The organism is Halorientalis brevis (assembly GCF_042678165.1).
GTDB lineage: Archaea > Halobacteriota > Halobacteria > Halobacteriales > Haloarculaceae > Halorientalis > Halorientalis brevis.
The window spans coordinates 40,655-54,012 of sequence record NZ_JBHUDJ010000015.1 but is presented as its reverse complement, the minus strand read 5'-3'; the positions used below and the strand labels follow the sequence as shown (position 1 = coordinate 54,012).

Below are 13,358 nucleotides of genomic sequence, written 5' to 3'. Positions count from 1 at the left end.
ATGTCGTCCGAAGCACTGACCCGTTCAAACTCGGGCCGGACGCCCAGCGGCCGTGGCTCATCGTCAACAACTCGTCCCGCCCGTTCGCCGACGAGCAACACGTTGCCGTCGCTATTCGCGTGTTACCTGCCCATCGGCGACTTCGAACGTGGACAGCAGTGACTGGAGGTTCTCAGCTTGCTCGGCCAGTGAAGTGACATTCGAACTTACCTGTGTCATGGTCGAGGCCTGCTCTGCAGCGGTCGCAGACACACGCTCGACTTCGTCGGTGGTCGTCTGGCTGATCTCGGCGACTTCCTCCACCATCGACACGGCTTCTTCGGTACTGGCGGCCTGGGCGTCGGTTGCGTTGCTGATCTCCTGGACACCGCGGTCGGTTTCCTCGGCGTTCTCCGCCACCTGTGTGAAGGCATCGACGACTTCCTGGACGGCACTAACCGACTCCTCCACGTGCTGTTGGGCTGTCTTCACTTCCTCGACAGTCCGGTCCGTCTGGGCCTGGACGTCCGAGATGAGCTGCTCAATCTCGCTGGCTGAGGCGTGAGTTTCGTCGGCCAACTGCTTGACCTCGTCTGCGACGACGGCGAATCCCTCACCGTCGCCCGCACCCCCGTCGTTCCCGGCACGGGCAGCTTCGATATTGGCGTTCAGGGCTAAGATGTTGGTCTGTTCGGCGATGTCACCGATGAGTTCGACGATCTCACCGATTTCAGCCATCTGCTCATCGAGCGCTTCGACGTTGTCGACCGTCACGTCGATCGCATCCCGGACTTCTCGCGCATCCGTGATTGCTTTCTGTGCCGTTTGCTCACCAGTCTCGGCAACAGCCGCCGTTTCCTGGGAGTTGCTGGCGACCGTCTCGGCAGAGGCGGCCACTTCTTCGACCGTTGCTGACATGTCGTTCATCTCTGTGGATAACTCGTCGAGCATTTCCCGTTGCTCGGCCGTGCCGCTCGAAATCTCCTGGATCGCATCGCTCACTGCCTCGCTGGCCTGCGTGACCTCCTCGGTCCCGGCGTTGACCTCCTCGCTCGTGGCTGCGACGTCCTGGCCGAACGCCTGAATGTCTCGCATGGCCGATTCCGTCTCCTCGAGCATCTCGTTGAACGACTCGGCGATCTCGGTCATTGCGTCACTCTCACTCTGCGGATCCAACCGGACGGCGAGGTCACCGTCGGCCGCCCGTGCCATCATGGCGCTGTAGGCTTCGGCTTTGGTTTCGAGATGCTCGTTCAACTGCGCAACCTCCTTCTGTTTGGCTTCCGCTGCTGCCTGTGCCTGTTGGGCCTGGGCTTTCGCCTGCTCGATCTCCGCCTGCTTGGCTTCGAGACTCTCGACCTGGTCGGTTTTCTCTTTGGCCTCCTGAAGCTGTTTCCGAGCTTCTTCCCGGGACCGCTCGGTCGAATACCACTGCGTCATCAAGGCCACCGCGAGCGCCAGGATGAACGTCGCGTGGATACTCGCCCAGGCCCACGGGTTATTGATGGCAGCGGCGTGGTTGTACACCAGCTCCGGACTCGTCATGCCGTAGTACCCGTGCTGGAATGCAACGTACCCGATGCCGAGGAGGAACGGCAGCCAGTCCTCGTAGACCGCAACCACAGCCATCATCACGAAAAAGTGGAAGTGCGCTTCGATGTAGCCCCCCGAGAAGTAGACCAGGGTCGCGGAGGCAGTCAACAACCCCAACGTCGCAAACCCGGTCCGTTCCCGTCGTCCCACGCGCGTCCAGCTCCCCACGATCGCGAAACAGAGGAGACCGGTCATCGCAATGAAGACGATGGCCAGGGGGAATTCAGGGATCGTCGCCCCCGTAATCAGCGACTCAGTTCCATCGTAGATCCCAAGAAGAAAGAGAAACGGCATGTGGGCGACGAGGAGAATGAGGATGTTCCGGTGACGCCCCTTCCAGGTCTCGTCCGGAATCGAGTCCCCGTCTGGAATGTATCTGATGAATTCGTGGAGCTTGCTGTTCCACTGACGCACGAGAGAACGGCTAGAACGAGAATCATCGACGGCGTTGTCCATATCAATCCGACCTATGCTCCGTGGAAAAGCGTTCGGACCGACTCATGTCTCACACCGGTCAAAAGCCGCTCTTGCCCTCGGCTTCGGGCCCGAACTGAACGTCAGTATGTCACGGCCCTGGTCCGAAGTCGTTTCGACACCGGAAGCCATACCCTGCAGGACGGGACAAACGCCCCACATCGAGACGAGGTCTCGGCACTCTTCGTTCCAGTTCGGCATGGCATCGAGTGCATTGTTACCCCCGGCCAGTCGTTGCAAGCGCGCGGTCTCGACGCCCGCGAGGGCCGTGGAACCGGTCCGAGCGCCGCGCGACTGACCCGAGAGGCAGCAGGGCGGGTGGCTGGTATTTATCATCGACATGACGAATGGTAATCGAACCGCCGCTGCTCACTGTACCTGCGAACTGAACAGAAATGTTGATTGAGTATCAGTCGACATTGCGCGTATGAGCCCTGAAGTTTGGTTTCTCCTCCTCCTGTTCGTAATAGTCACTGTTCCTGTATTCCTCGGCGTAATCGCCTTCATTAACCGTGATACTGAAGGAAACACGGAAGAGGAATTGGAAGAACTGAAACAGCGGGTCGAAGAACTCGAAGCAAAGCAGGACTAACTACGTCCGTTAGGTTCCTCATCTGTACTGATCGATTCAAGAGTTCCGTGGCCAGCGTTCTATTCCACGCGTTACCGAGAAATCCGTGCCGTGTAAGCGGGGCTGCCTGTCGATCGGCGATTGATTTTCCGAATTGTCACCAGTCCGGCTGTATGCGACTCCCAGTGGCAGCCCTCTCTCGTTCGATTATCGACCGCACCGGCGCTGCGTTCGATCGGCAGACCATCCCGCCGCAATCGGGCGGTTACACCCCGTGAAGTATGGGCGTTGCAGGGCCTTGTTCGATCATCGAACGACTCGATCTTCCAGGTTGAGGCAGGGGAATTCGGGCGGTTCAGAGCCAGCAGATCTTGAAGGCTCTAGACACATACTCGAACCTGTGCCGAATGCACAGCGCAGAATCAGCGACCAGCAGTGATGCTCAATACAGGGAATAGCCGGACACACGTCGCCGAGATAGCATAACGGTTAAAAATTAATTCTCCAATCATTCAGGCCATGAGTACTGATTCAATACCGAAACTCATCGTCGACGAGAAAGTGGAGTTAGCTGTGTCTCTTCTGGGAATTTTCGCGGTCTGTGCCGCCACTTACCACGTGGGAAAGACTGGAAACTGGGAACCACTGTCGGCGGCATCGATCGGTTTAGCACTCGTCGTCCTGTTCTTAACCTCTGAGAGCTAATCCGGCTTCGTGAACAGTGAGTTCAGCATTGATTGAGCGGTAGCAATCAGCATTTCAAGCTGCATACACCTTCTGTATGCGGGACGCCAGATCTGCCAGTAGATCAGTATCTCACACTGAGAGCCGGCAACTGGAATTAGCCCACTCTGTTGGCCCGCCAGACACGCGACTACTAGAGGGGGAGTTCTAGATCGGCACCACTACGTCCAGTGAATCTCCTCGATCGAGGCGTTATCAGCGGAAGCGACGACAGTGCCGACTTGCTCACCGTCGTCCCGCTGCTCGACATCGATCTGCTCGTACCCTTCGGTGACGACGCGACTGACGTCTGCTTCCAGGGCATCGGCTTCCTCTACGCCAAGGCGGTTCTGACCACCGAGCGTCCGGACAACGATCGGGTACTCAGGCATGGCCCGACCGTAGGGGAATCGGGACGAAGTGTCTGTCGTTGTCCGAAAGGCACTGGACCAGGGGAAGCTCGGAAGGGTGTGGCTGCTGCCCGAACGTCGTGAGGGCAGGAGCGGAGGGCGAGGAGGTGGGCCGCTGGGTGGCGGCGAACACCGGTGCCCGACCGCTCCATCGCTCCGGGCGGGATCTGAAACAACGACGCACGCCAGATACACACTCCGCTACTCGACTGATCCACCACTGAACACACAGCACCTCCTCAACGCCAAAAAAGAAGCCAGAGATGGGCCTACACCGGCTCGTCCGCGGGGAAGGCGTAACTGTCGCCAGTCAGCGCAACCGAACAGCGACCCTGATACTAGTTCTTGGCCGCGTTCGATCGACTTCCGATACCGCCCGAATCGGGATGACTGTCCCGAGATCGCGCTGGCAGACTCATCCAGATCGACACTGAGCGCACCGAGTCGCGGGAGCGGCGTCCGTGGGCGCTTCACCGAGTGCTCACGAGCGGCCTGGCTCGGTGGGAAAGCCGTAACTAAATGCACCAGACATCGAACGTAGTGAACGGAGAATTCAGGACTACTGCTCTCGCTTGCGAGACGGAGTGGCTAAAAAGTAGTGCGAAGTCCTTTGTTACCACACTAACACGTCTTATTCGTATGACTGAGAGTGATGAGACAACGACGACAGTCGTGCAGCAGGCGAATCAACATTCGCTCGTGGTTCGGTTCCTCTGGTGGCTGCTCGTCGGATGGTGGGCGTCTGGTATTGTGCTCGCGGTCGCTTGGATTCTGAACGTGACTGTCGTGGGGATTCCACTGGGGATCAAACTGATCAACAAAGTGCCCTTCGTTCTCACGCTGAAAAAACAGGAGACGACGCAGGTGATCACCCAGACGGGCGAGCAGACGACTGTCGAAGTTACTGGCCCTGCGCAGCATAACCTCCTGCTTCGGGCAGTGTACTTCTTGCTCGTGGGGTGGTGGTTTAGTGGCGTCTGGATGGGTATATCGTGGCTCATCTCACTGACGGTGATCGGGCTGCCGCTCTCGCTCTGGATGCTTGACCGATTACCGTTCGTCGTGTCCCTCTACAAACTAGAGAACTGAACCGCAACCCCTGCGGAACGCACCGAGTCGCGGGAAGGAGTCCGGGGGCTTTCTGGGTTCGTGAATCACCCTCACCACCTGACAGCCCCACCGCCAGCTAACACAGGAGTCATCATCGGGTTCATCAGGACGAGACAGCCGAACCCAGTTACTCGTCTCGCAGGTGTTCGAGGATCTGCAGGAATCGGAAGGCGGGCTCGTCGTCGCTCTTCTTGGTCGAGGCCGCCTTCTGCCGGAGGGCACCGACACGATCAGCGTAGCCGCGATTAACGACGAGGTCGATGGTTACAGGAGCGGCCCACGAATACGACTCCCTGTATGGAACACGAGTGGTGGCAGCAGTGGCACATCTGCAAACTCAGATGCTCGCCAACAGGAGTTGGAACGCCTTGGGAAGGACGATACTGAGCAAGAGTTGTGACCAGATGCTAAACGTCGCCGGATACTCCCTGGTGGCGCTCACCCGCTCCATCCGCTGCTCGATCTCGTCGACCGTCTCCTGCTTCCCGTCGGCGATGCTGAACGATTTGATGTCCCACGGGTTCTGGATATACTCCTGTCGGAGCCGCTCGAGGCGCCACAGCTCGTCCCGTTTCTCGCGACGCATGAACCGGTGGAGTGTGAACACGGCAAAGGCGACGGTGAGAACCGTCCCCAGCCAGACGGCGGTGAACATGACGTTCGTCGTCGCGGTGCGACTCATCTCGGACAGCACGATCACCGGCCCATACGCGATGAGTGCGAACAGCGTCAATCCAGCGACCATGTAGTAGTAGGTATGCTTGATGAGCTCGCCGAACGGACGGAGCCCACCGAGGTTTTCCGGATCCAGAAAATGAACGCCGACGTCTGAGTGCCAGAGCCTCCACGGGGCGAGGAGTTCGATCGAGAGATACACTGCGAGGAATTGCGCGAAAATCGTCGCCCAAATCGGGTTGACGACCATGTACCCGATGACGACCGGCAAGCCATACTGTTCGTAAATCACCCCGGGACCCCCAAGCGCCAGGACACGGGTGAAGTTCAGGACGAGGGACGCCACGAAAAACAGCCACGGGAGCCATCCCGGCACGATGTCGAGCAGTTTGGCAGGCTCGCTCGCGCGCTGTTCGATCTCCATCTGCTGCATCACGTGGTGGTAGCGACGGCGTAACGCGCGCGCCCCATAGACGGCCATGAGCAACGCGATCGGCTGCAAGAAGAGAAACGGGTTTTTCAGATATGCGACTGTGTCGCCAGCGACGTACGCATAGGAGTTCCCGATCGGTTCGATCGTGGTGATCAACACGATGGCGTAGAGATACGACGGTGGCAGCCCGCCAGGGAGCCGATCCGATAGCCACCCGAACCCAAGAGCCCGGGCGATCCGGTCCAACCACAAGTCGGCATCAAACTCGCGTTCGGGCAGTTCCGGATTGGTGTGGAGCGATGGTGCGTCCTGAACGCTGGGATGCTGTTCAGAAACAGAGGGGGTGGATTCCTCTCCCATGTGGTAGTGTGACATCGTAGGAAAGTCAGCGAAATAAACATAGCGAACCTTAAATATCAATTTCGTGAATTCACCAGACAGTCGAGCGAAGATCTGCAGTGACTCCCGGCGTGACCAGCGATGCAGTGCGCAAACTGCTGCACCCTGTCGCCCACTGACTAGTGCGGGGAGAGCACAGGTTGCAGACGCCGTTGCTCAAGACACATGCGTAGTAACCTACCGGGAACGCCACGGCCTGTGACTCGCCCGAGCCACGGTGTTTGTTTGCTCCTGGGCCTGTGCCGCCGCTACATGTTCCTCACGAGACAAGACCCTGGCCGGTCACCAGTGCTCTTACGAGTGACGGCAATCACGGGGCTGGTCACCGTTCTCGTTGCCGGCCAGTTCGCGGTGCTGTATGCGTCTCTGTACTTGCTCGTCACGCAGCCAGCGGAGGAGACACATCCGCTCGCGTACCCGCCGTTGTGGTTCGTCGGACTCATGATGGGAGCCGCTGCGGTCGTCCTCTGGCGCGCACACCAGGGTGTTTGGGGCGATTATGTAGCGGGCTTCACGGTCGGTGGCTTCGTGCTCCTTGTGTTTGCGACAGTGTCGATGACCGGCGTGTGCGAAACAGGCGATGCCAGCATGGCCGAGCCCACCGTCCCCACGCTCGAATTCGGCTGGATGTGGTACTCCCAGGGGTATTCCTCGCCGAATATCGGGTCCCCCGCCATCCACGCGGTGAAAACGACCGGGTGGAACTGTACTGGCTCCCTTGGTATACTGCCAATGGTCATCGGCTATCCGGCGCTGGCTACAGGGCTGTGGCTGCACCGCTGGCTCGACGATGCCCTCGAGTGGGCTGTGACTGTCATCAACGCACGGTTTCAGCCAGCCTGGTACAAACGTGGCCCGCTGCAGTGGGGAGTCCCGGACGTCGCAAACTGCGGAGACAGCGGCAGTGATGACCCGCCTCGAGGGCAAGTGATGAGAGACGCTCTGTGTCACGGCATCACGAGATCGGAGAGTCTCGAACGACCCCGAGACACTCGCCCTGCAAACCTGTAGAAGAACCTGACTGTTATCTGATGCCGGGCAGATAAGCCGGTATGAATCGACGACGCCGGCGCACCCTCACCTCTCTGGTGCTCATAATTGCTCTGTGCCAGTGTGCACGCTGGTCTACCTGTGGGGGATGCGAACCCTGGAGGGACAGACTGTGGGCGTCATACACGCGCTCCAGGTCGTCATCCAGCTGTTCACGACGTTCGGGTTCGGCGCGGACGCGCCCTGGCAGAGTCCAGCGATGGAACTGCTGATGGTCGGAATGAAGTGGGCCGGCGCGTTCGTCATCGCCATGCCACTGGCGCTGTTCGTCGTCCCCTGGATCACAGAGCGACTCCGCTCGCACACCGAGTAGAAATCGTCGTGGCCCGTGCCGAAGCCAGCGAGACAGTTGCCGGCCGAAAGATCGCGTGACAGATTAGCTGGGAAATGGAGGCACCGAACAGAGCAGCGCCGGTGACCACCCCCACGTGTCACCCAGCGTTACTCTTCGAAGTACAGTCGCCCGATGGCCAATGGGCTGGCCTGGCGGTCTGAGTGGACATGTCCAGGGCGCGCCTGCGTGGTCGCGACAGCGGCCCTCCCGATCAGGCGCCACCGCACCGGCAGCGGAAACCCAGTGGACGCCCCTTGATGGCTGCACTCGTCGAAGTCCGCCGGAGTGCGCCGGGTTCCGCCAGACCACTTATTTATACGTTTCTACACTCTGCAGGCGTGGGCGGAACGGGACCGCTGTTTATTATCGCCGGTTGAGACGTACCGGATGGATGTCACCAGACGACGAACGGTCCTCGCGACGCGCAGTCCTCCAAGCCTGTGGCGGGGCGTTGGCAACCGGGCTCACTGCCCTCAGCGGCTGTGGCAGTCTGCCACCGCTGGGGCCAGAGATCAAGTACGGTAGCGTAACAGTCCCAACCGCCGGGGAGGCAACCTACCAGAAATGGCTTCCTGCCGCCGAGACCTTTCCCCCAGCGGCCGACGTCGACGATGGCTACGACGTCCAGGTGTACGCACCGCCGCCGGATGCTGCCCCAGACTGGACGAGAAACAACTATCAACGCCACCATTTGGTCTCCAGCACTGACTTTGTCGGTGTGGGGATCGACGACGTCGATCTCGCTCTCGGAACAGACGTAGCAGCGGTGTTGCTCGGTGACATCCCAACGCTAGACGTCCACGAGACGCTCGCACAGACGAGCTACGAACCGGTCGGGACTGACGGGAACTACGAGATCTACACGCGACCGGACACTGAGCGCGCAGTTGGCGTCAGCAGCGATGCAGTCGTGTTCGGGACCGGCAGCCCAGCCCGGGAGAACCTGACCACGGTCCTGGCCGCCCGACGTGGTGACGTCCCGCGGTACGACGCCCAGAACTCCGACTTTGCGACGGTAGCGGCGCACACGGGCGTCCGCCGGTGGGCATGGCTCTGGCCGGGCGAGATTCGAGGGACGTTCCGACGCTACGAGAACGTCAAGGCAGACATCGAGGGGCTGGGGATGGCGTTCGACCACGACGAGTCCGGGGCGTACTACGTCGAAACGTGGCTGTTCCCATCGGAGTACGACGTCACTGTTGGGGAGGTCAAGACAGCGCTCAAACAACACGGCCAGGCGGTCAATGCCACCGCCGTGGATGTCGACGTCTCGGGGCGGACAGCCACCATCGCGATGACCGCTCCGATCGAGGAATTTCGGGAGGACTACAGTCCCGGTGCGCTGACACCGTCCGTCACCTGGAGCGCGAAATACAGTGCTGACGCCCAGCGCCTCACGATCACTCACGAAGCCGGCGACTCGATTCCCCTCGACACGCTCACGATTCAGGACCACGGTGTCGACCCGATCGAGACGGGTCCAGGCGTTGGAGAGCGGCTTGACCCAGGCGAGTTGCTGACAGTGACCACAGCTCAGTTCGAGGCCGGCGCAACCGTCCGCGTGCTGTATGAGCCTTCTCACGAGCAACCGGCATTGCTACTCTACGAATACGAATTGCCATGAGAACCACGACCGCCCCCGTCGACTCCACCGGCAGTCCAACCGCCGGACGAGCGTCCAGGACACCGATAGTTATGACACCACCATCCGATCCGTCGGACGTGTCCGATGAGGTACCGCTTGAGACGGTGATCTCCCTCCTCGATGATGCCACTGTCCGGACCATCCTCACGGCCACAAACGTCGAAGCGCTGAGCGCGAAGGAACTGAGCGAGCAGGCTGACGTCTCGCAGGCGACGGTGTATCGCCGCGTCGAGCGGCTGACCGACGTCGGATTGCTCACCGAGCGGACCCGACCGCGGGCGGACGGCCACCACGATACGGTGTACGTGGCGACGCTGGCGGAACTGTCGATCCAGCTGGCTGGCGGCGAATTCGAGTTCGAGGTGGATCGCCACGGTGACGACATCGCCGACCGCCTCACACGCCTCTGGGAGGACTTCTAAGATGCGCCCGTTCGCCGGCTTCACGACGATCGGCCTGCTGACGACGGCGGTCGCTGCCGTCACAGCCCTGGCCGGGCTCTATATCGGCTATCAGGCGTACCGGGGGCTCCGTCGCCATGACAGTCCCCCGATGCGGTATCTGTCGATCGGGCTGTTGCTCCTGTTCGGCGTTACCTACGTGCTGGCCTTCGTCGGGACGGCGTTCCTCCGGGCAGGGAACCTGCCCCTCATCTATCAGGACTACTTTCGGTTCGTCACCCGGATAGTCCAACTCTGCGGAGTGAGCTCAATCGCGTACTCGTTGTATCTTACACGGGCCGATGACCAATCGCACCGGCCGCGTAGTGAAGCTGAGGATCGGTAGGCTGTCAGGCACGGTAACGACCGTCTGTTATCTCTCAGTTCCGTCTCTCCGCAGAATCAGCATTATTCCGCCAAGGAGAATGATCCATGCTGGCTCGGTAGGAGACACTCCCAGCACGTCGAGCAGTTCGGCGAGATCATAGGTGAGCCCCACTGCAATGATCGCAAGCCCGACAAACAGAAGGATTGCTCGCCAGTGTTCTCCAAGCAGGATCGGTTCGAGTGAGTCCCACATCGCCCACGAACTGTGTCAGCGGCTATTGACGTAGACGTAGTGCCCATCACGACCGAGTGAGACGACCGGTATTCACGGCGTCCAGCAATACCAGTAGCTTTGTGTTCGTGTGGAATCATGTGCGTGAGGATGGCAGAGCCGCCGCAGACATTGCAGTATCTTCGGCTCACGATGGTGTGCTGTGCGCTTAGCGTTTTGGCAGCGGCTCAATACGCGCTGTTGAGTGCGTCCTGGTATTCCCTCCATTTCATCGACGGCACCGGCCCGGCGCTCCCGGTCGAGCCGTTATACCTGGCGATCGTCGTTGTAATCGCTGCCATCGGAGCTGTGGGCGTCGGTGCGCTTTACCTGCCAAACTGGACGGTTCCAGCTACGCTTCTCGGGCTTGGCTTGGGCTTCGTTCTGTTCTCGCTGTTTACCTGGGGTGGCTATTGCCTGACGGCAGGCCAAGCGCTCTCCCAGGAACCGACTATCGAATTCTCCTCGAAGCGAGTCCATGGCTCCATCAGCACACTGGCGGTTGTCCTCTCGGGCGATCGCTGTGGCGCATTTTTTGCACTTCCACCAGTGATCGCTGGCTACCTACTGATTGGCCTTGGCCTCTGGCTCGACCCGTGGACCGACATGACACTGGCCAATGTGGTGTCAGCGATCAATACGAGGCTACACAAACGGTAAGCAGCCTTTGTTCGGGCTGCGGAATGCCATCGTGGCCAGAGGAGGTGCGAGAGTGTCGTTCGATCACGAGCCCTGTTCGTCGCTGTGAGCGTCATATTCGAGCTTTGCGAAGAGTGCGAGTGGGAGTGAGCCAATCCCAGCACCCAGTGCGAGGAGGAGGTAGAATAGCATCGCAAAGCCGCCATGTGCCCCACCTTGAACAGCCAGCGAATATCCCATTATGGGGCCACCGATGACCAGTGCGATGGCGAGTATCGGGACTACGAGTGACCGTTCTTCTCGGGGCGTTGCCAGGGAGGCACCGGCGATGAAACCGGCTGTGATCGGAGCGAGTCCAAGCACAAATGCCAGGCGGTTACGCGCCATGTTCACGAGTGTTGGATTGCCGCTGTAGTATGGCGGGGGCGTGACCACGAGATCGTACCAGATGAACCCCACTGCGAGTGGATACAGGACAACGAGTGCAAGGAAAGCGGCGACGAGACCACAGCGATCACCTCGCATGGACGTCTGTGCACACAGCGACATCGTCCCAGCCAGAAGCAGTGCATATACCCCAGCGTGGACCAGCACGGCATTCACCGACTGCGAATACCCGTGGAACAGTTCACCGCCAAGGAGGTAGCCGGTCAGAATAGAAATCGCACCAAGAACGCACAGCGCTCGGCGGGGGTGACGATCGAAATAGTGCATATGTCGGATGACTATCAGTCTGACAAGTGTTTTCTGGTCGGCTTCGATTCCCCGTTGGTCTCCGATGGCAGAGAGCAGCAAAGTGGCTCTCAGTGAAACTCCCGATGGGCAACGACTCTCTGCTAAACCTGCACGCTAAATCGTCCATACGACTGTATCTGAGCCGGAATCCGTATGAACGTGGTTTCGTTGGCGTGTGTGCCCTCACTGTATGGTGGACTGTCACTCTCGTCGCCTTCCGGACCGTCGCAGTCGTCCTCTCGGTCGATCGAGTCGTAGCGGAGAGCGATACCAATGCAGTCGAGATCGCCACAGCTGAACTCGGAACTCCATTTGAGTCGGGTGAGCCGCCGTGTATCACAGCTACCGATATTGTATTGATGGACGAGTAGCGTGGTTTCGGATAGGTCAGTGGCGGCGATGAAGTCCCTCGCCGCCGCGCCACCAGTGGTTGCCTGGGAGAACTCGAGCGCATCTCGGTCACTGGGAGACGTCACGAGCCAATCTTCGTAGTCCCACGTCGCCGACGATTCAAACAGATCTTCTCCCGGAGAATACGCCGTTGAGCGCACAGCAGGTGTACCCTGTGGATTGCGGACGGTGATTGATTCTGGGGAGTCCACGCTCTGTGCGTAGTCTCGTTCAGTCGCTGTCGATGTGGAAGTGCCATCCGAGGAGCCTGTCGTACATCCCGCGAGAGCGACGAGAGCGACACCTGACAGGCTGAGGGCGTCACGACGTGACAATCGATCAGGGACCATGCAAGAATTGGACTGGTGAAATCAAATGTCACCTTCGGATCCCCACGCCGCGAAGTCTTCAGAGGCACGCGCCTAACGGGCGCACCGATACAGAGGCACATCCACTGCACTATCGACCAATAGTAGCGTCCCGACTTGTTTGCTCAGTGGAGAGGCTGCAATCATCACGGCGTATTGAGACTTGTCAGTTCTGACCGCTGTATCTACCATTGAAACGCCGTCATCAAAATTAACTTTCTTCCGACCGCAGTCGCCGGTGTGAATATTGAACGAGATTCGCCGACCCGATTTCCCCGTCAACGACTGGTGAATGTCAGATGAACTCCGATCGATCGGTCCACGCCACGTCGTCGTCAGCATCCAAGAAGGCAACTCGGAATCCGCCAACGAAGCGAGCAGCGCTCGTTGGCGGGGGTGTAGGGATCTGTATGGGGCTAAGTTCGCATTTTCTGTTACTGGATTATTCTGTAGCCTCTCTTACCATCTGTCTCCTGTACGCCATCGGGGTGACGCTCATGATCGACTATGTCAGTATCCTCCGACAGACCACCTCCGATGGCGGGAGTTGGTGGACGATCGCCTTCGGTGGCACTACCGGACTCGTTCTGATGGTTATCCAGCTGGTTTACCGCCCGATCGTTACAGATAAGATCGCAGTCAAGCGCGTCCTCCCCGAGGGAGTGATAACCGTTCCGTTTAATTTCATCCTTATATTGTGGCTTCTCGTGTTCGGTGTCGCGTTAGTCTCACTGGCATACGGGATCGGAATGGCAGTAACGGACCTGTCCGAGGGCTAATCCACGCTGTCAG

15 protein-coding genes are annotated in these 13,358 nt (G+C 59.5%); 10 read left to right on the top strand and 5 right to left on the bottom strand.

Going from position 1 to position 13,358, the window contains the following annotated elements; genetic code table 11:
- Positions 1–111 precede the first annotated feature (111 nt).
- Positions 112–2,028 (bottom strand): methyl-accepting chemotaxis protein, encoded by a 1,917-nt coding sequence (locus ACFR9U_RS20260; protein ID WP_247381291.1) that lies wholly within the window; start codon positions 2,026–2,028, stop codon positions 112–114.
- 445 nt (positions 2,029–2,473) lie between these two features.
- Here ACFR9U_RS20260 and ACFR9U_RS20255 point away from each other — a divergent pair, with 445 nt between their 5' ends.
- Both ACFR9U_RS20255 and ACFR9U_RS20250 read left to right on the top strand, forming a co-directional pair.
- Positions 2,474–2,638, top strand: coding sequence for a hypothetical protein (locus ACFR9U_RS20255; protein ID WP_247381293.1), 165 nt, complete (start codon positions 2,474–2,476; stop codon positions 2,636–2,638).
- A gap of 498 nt (positions 2,639–3,136) precedes the next feature.
- Complete coding sequence (locus tag ACFR9U_RS20250; protein WP_247381295.1) at positions 3,137–3,322, top strand: hypothetical protein; 186 nt, start codon at positions 3,137–3,139, stop codon at positions 3,320–3,322.
- A gap of 200 nt (positions 3,323–3,522) precedes the next feature.
- On the opposite strand, the gene ACFR9U_RS20245 is transcribed toward ACFR9U_RS20250, so the two are convergent.
- Positions 3,523–3,732 (bottom strand): hypothetical protein, encoded by a 210-nt coding sequence (locus ACFR9U_RS20245; RefSeq protein WP_247381296.1) that lies wholly within the window; start codon positions 3,730–3,732, stop codon positions 3,523–3,525.
- Between the two features lie 657 nt (positions 3,733–4,389).
- Here ACFR9U_RS20245 and ACFR9U_RS20240 point away from each other — a divergent pair.
- Positions 4,390–4,839 carry a YccF domain-containing protein gene (locus ACFR9U_RS20240; protein WP_247381298.1) on the top strand — a complete coding sequence of 150 codons (450 nt, stop codon included), beginning with the start codon at positions 4,390–4,392 and terminating at the stop codon, positions 4,837–4,839.
- Between the two features lie 358 nt (positions 4,840–5,197).
- On the opposite strand, the gene ACFR9U_RS20235 is transcribed toward ACFR9U_RS20240, so the two are convergent.
- Positions 5,198–6,328, bottom strand: coding sequence for a hypothetical protein (locus ACFR9U_RS20235; RefSeq protein ID WP_247381300.1), 1,131 nt, complete (start codon positions 6,326–6,328; stop codon positions 5,198–5,200).
- A 339-nt stretch (positions 6,329–6,667) separates the two neighbouring features.
- Between ACFR9U_RS20235 and ACFR9U_RS20230 the strand changes: the two genes are divergently transcribed.
- The 5 genes from ACFR9U_RS20230 (at position 6,668) to ACFR9U_RS20210 (ending at position 10,182) form a co-directional block, all read left to right on the top strand.
- On the top strand, positions 6,668–7,378 hold the full coding sequence (locus ACFR9U_RS20230; protein WP_247381301.1) for a hypothetical protein: 711 nt from the start codon (positions 6,668–6,670) through the stop codon (positions 7,376–7,378).
- A gap of 151 nt (positions 7,379–7,529) precedes the next feature.
- Positions 7,530–7,730: a hypothetical protein gene (locus tag ACFR9U_RS20225; protein WP_247381302.1), complete on the top strand. Its 201-nt coding sequence runs from the start codon at positions 7,530–7,532 to the stop codon at positions 7,728–7,730.
- A gap of 412 nt (positions 7,731–8,142) precedes the next feature.
- Positions 8,143–9,375 (top strand): hypothetical protein, encoded by a 1,233-nt coding sequence (locus ACFR9U_RS20220; RefSeq protein ID WP_247381303.1) that lies wholly within the window; start codon positions 8,143–8,145, stop codon positions 9,373–9,375.
- 98 nt (positions 9,376–9,473) lie between these two features.
- A complete protein-coding gene (locus ACFR9U_RS20215) occupies positions 9,474–9,818 on the top strand; it encodes a helix-turn-helix domain-containing protein (RefSeq protein WP_247381304.1) in 345 nt (114 codons plus the stop codon).
- Position 9,819: 1 nt separating this feature from the next.
- Positions 9,820–10,182, top strand: coding sequence for a DUF7521 family protein (locus tag ACFR9U_RS20210; protein WP_247381305.1), 363 nt, complete (start codon positions 9,820–9,822; stop codon positions 10,180–10,182).
- Positions 10,183–10,209: 27 nt separating this feature from the next.
- On the opposite strand, the gene ACFR9U_RS20205 is transcribed toward ACFR9U_RS20210, so the two are convergent.
- Positions 10,210–10,416 (bottom strand): hypothetical protein, encoded by a 207-nt coding sequence (locus ACFR9U_RS20205; protein ID WP_247381306.1) that lies wholly within the window; start codon positions 10,414–10,416, stop codon positions 10,210–10,212.
- 129 nt (positions 10,417–10,545) lie between these two features.
- On the opposite strand from ACFR9U_RS20205, the gene ACFR9U_RS20200 reads away from it, so the two are divergent.
- Positions 10,546–11,094 (top strand): hypothetical protein, encoded by a 549-nt coding sequence (locus tag ACFR9U_RS20200; RefSeq protein ID WP_247381307.1) that lies wholly within the window; start codon positions 10,546–10,548, stop codon positions 11,092–11,094.
- A gap of 63 nt (positions 11,095–11,157) precedes the next feature.
- Here the strand turns inward: ACFR9U_RS20200 and ACFR9U_RS20195 are convergent, their stop codons facing one another.
- The gene (locus ACFR9U_RS20195; RefSeq protein ID WP_247381308.1) at positions 11,158–11,787 is read right to left on the bottom strand and encodes a hypothetical protein; all 630 of its coding nucleotides are present in this window, start codon (positions 11,785–11,787) and stop codon (positions 11,158–11,160) included.
- Between the two features lie 1,078 nt (positions 11,788–12,865).
- Between ACFR9U_RS20195 and ACFR9U_RS20190 the strand changes: the two genes are divergently transcribed.
- Positions 12,866–13,345, top strand: coding sequence for a hypothetical protein (locus tag ACFR9U_RS20190; RefSeq protein ID WP_247381309.1), 480 nt, complete (start codon positions 12,866–12,868; stop codon positions 13,343–13,345).
- The last annotated feature ends 13 nt before the right edge of the window (positions 13,346–13,358 follow it).

Excerpts from the sequence above, each read along its gene's own strand:
- ACFR9U_RS20205 (WP_247381306.1), bottom strand. The coding sequence starts at position 10,416 with ATGTGGGACTCACTCGAACCGATCCTGCTTGGAGAACACTGGCGAGCA.
- ACFR9U_RS20235 (WP_247381300.1), bottom strand. The coding sequence starts at position 6,328 with ATGGGAGAGGAATCCACCCCCTCTGTTTCTGAACAGCATCCCAGCGTT.
- ACFR9U_RS20200 (WP_247381307.1), top strand. The coding sequence starts at position 10,546 with ATGGCAGAGCCGCCGCAGACATTGCAGTATCTTCGGCTCACGATGGTG.
- ACFR9U_RS20190 (WP_247381309.1), top strand. The coding sequence starts at position 12,866 with ATGAACTCCGATCGATCGGTCCACGCCACGTCGTCGTCAGCATCCAAG.
- ACFR9U_RS20220 (WP_247381303.1), top strand. The coding sequence starts at position 8,143 with ATGTCACCAGACGACGAACGGTCCTCGCGACGCGCAGTCCTCCAAGCC.
- ACFR9U_RS20260 (WP_247381291.1), bottom strand. The coding sequence starts at position 2,028 with ATGGACAACGCCGTCGATGATTCTCGTTCTAGCCGTTCTCTCGTGCGT.
- ACFR9U_RS20245 (WP_247381296.1), bottom strand. The coding sequence starts at position 3,732 with ATGCCTGAGTACCCGATCGTTGTCCGGACGCTCGGTGGTCAGAACCGC.
- ACFR9U_RS20195 (WP_247381308.1), bottom strand. The coding sequence starts at position 11,787 with ATGCACTATTTCGATCGTCACCCCCGCCGAGCGCTGTGCGTTCTTGGT.
- ACFR9U_RS20250 (WP_247381295.1), top strand. The coding sequence starts at position 3,137 with ATGAGTACTGATTCAATACCGAAACTCATCGTCGACGAGAAAGTGGAG.
- ACFR9U_RS20210 (WP_247381305.1), top strand. The coding sequence starts at position 9,820 with ATGCGCCCGTTCGCCGGCTTCACGACGATCGGCCTGCTGACGACGGCG.
- ACFR9U_RS20240 (WP_247381298.1), top strand. The coding sequence starts at position 4,390 with ATGACTGAGAGTGATGAGACAACGACGACAGTCGTGCAGCAGGCGAAT.
- ACFR9U_RS20255 (WP_247381293.1), top strand. The coding sequence starts at position 2,474 with ATGAGCCCTGAAGTTTGGTTTCTCCTCCTCCTGTTCGTAATAGTCACT.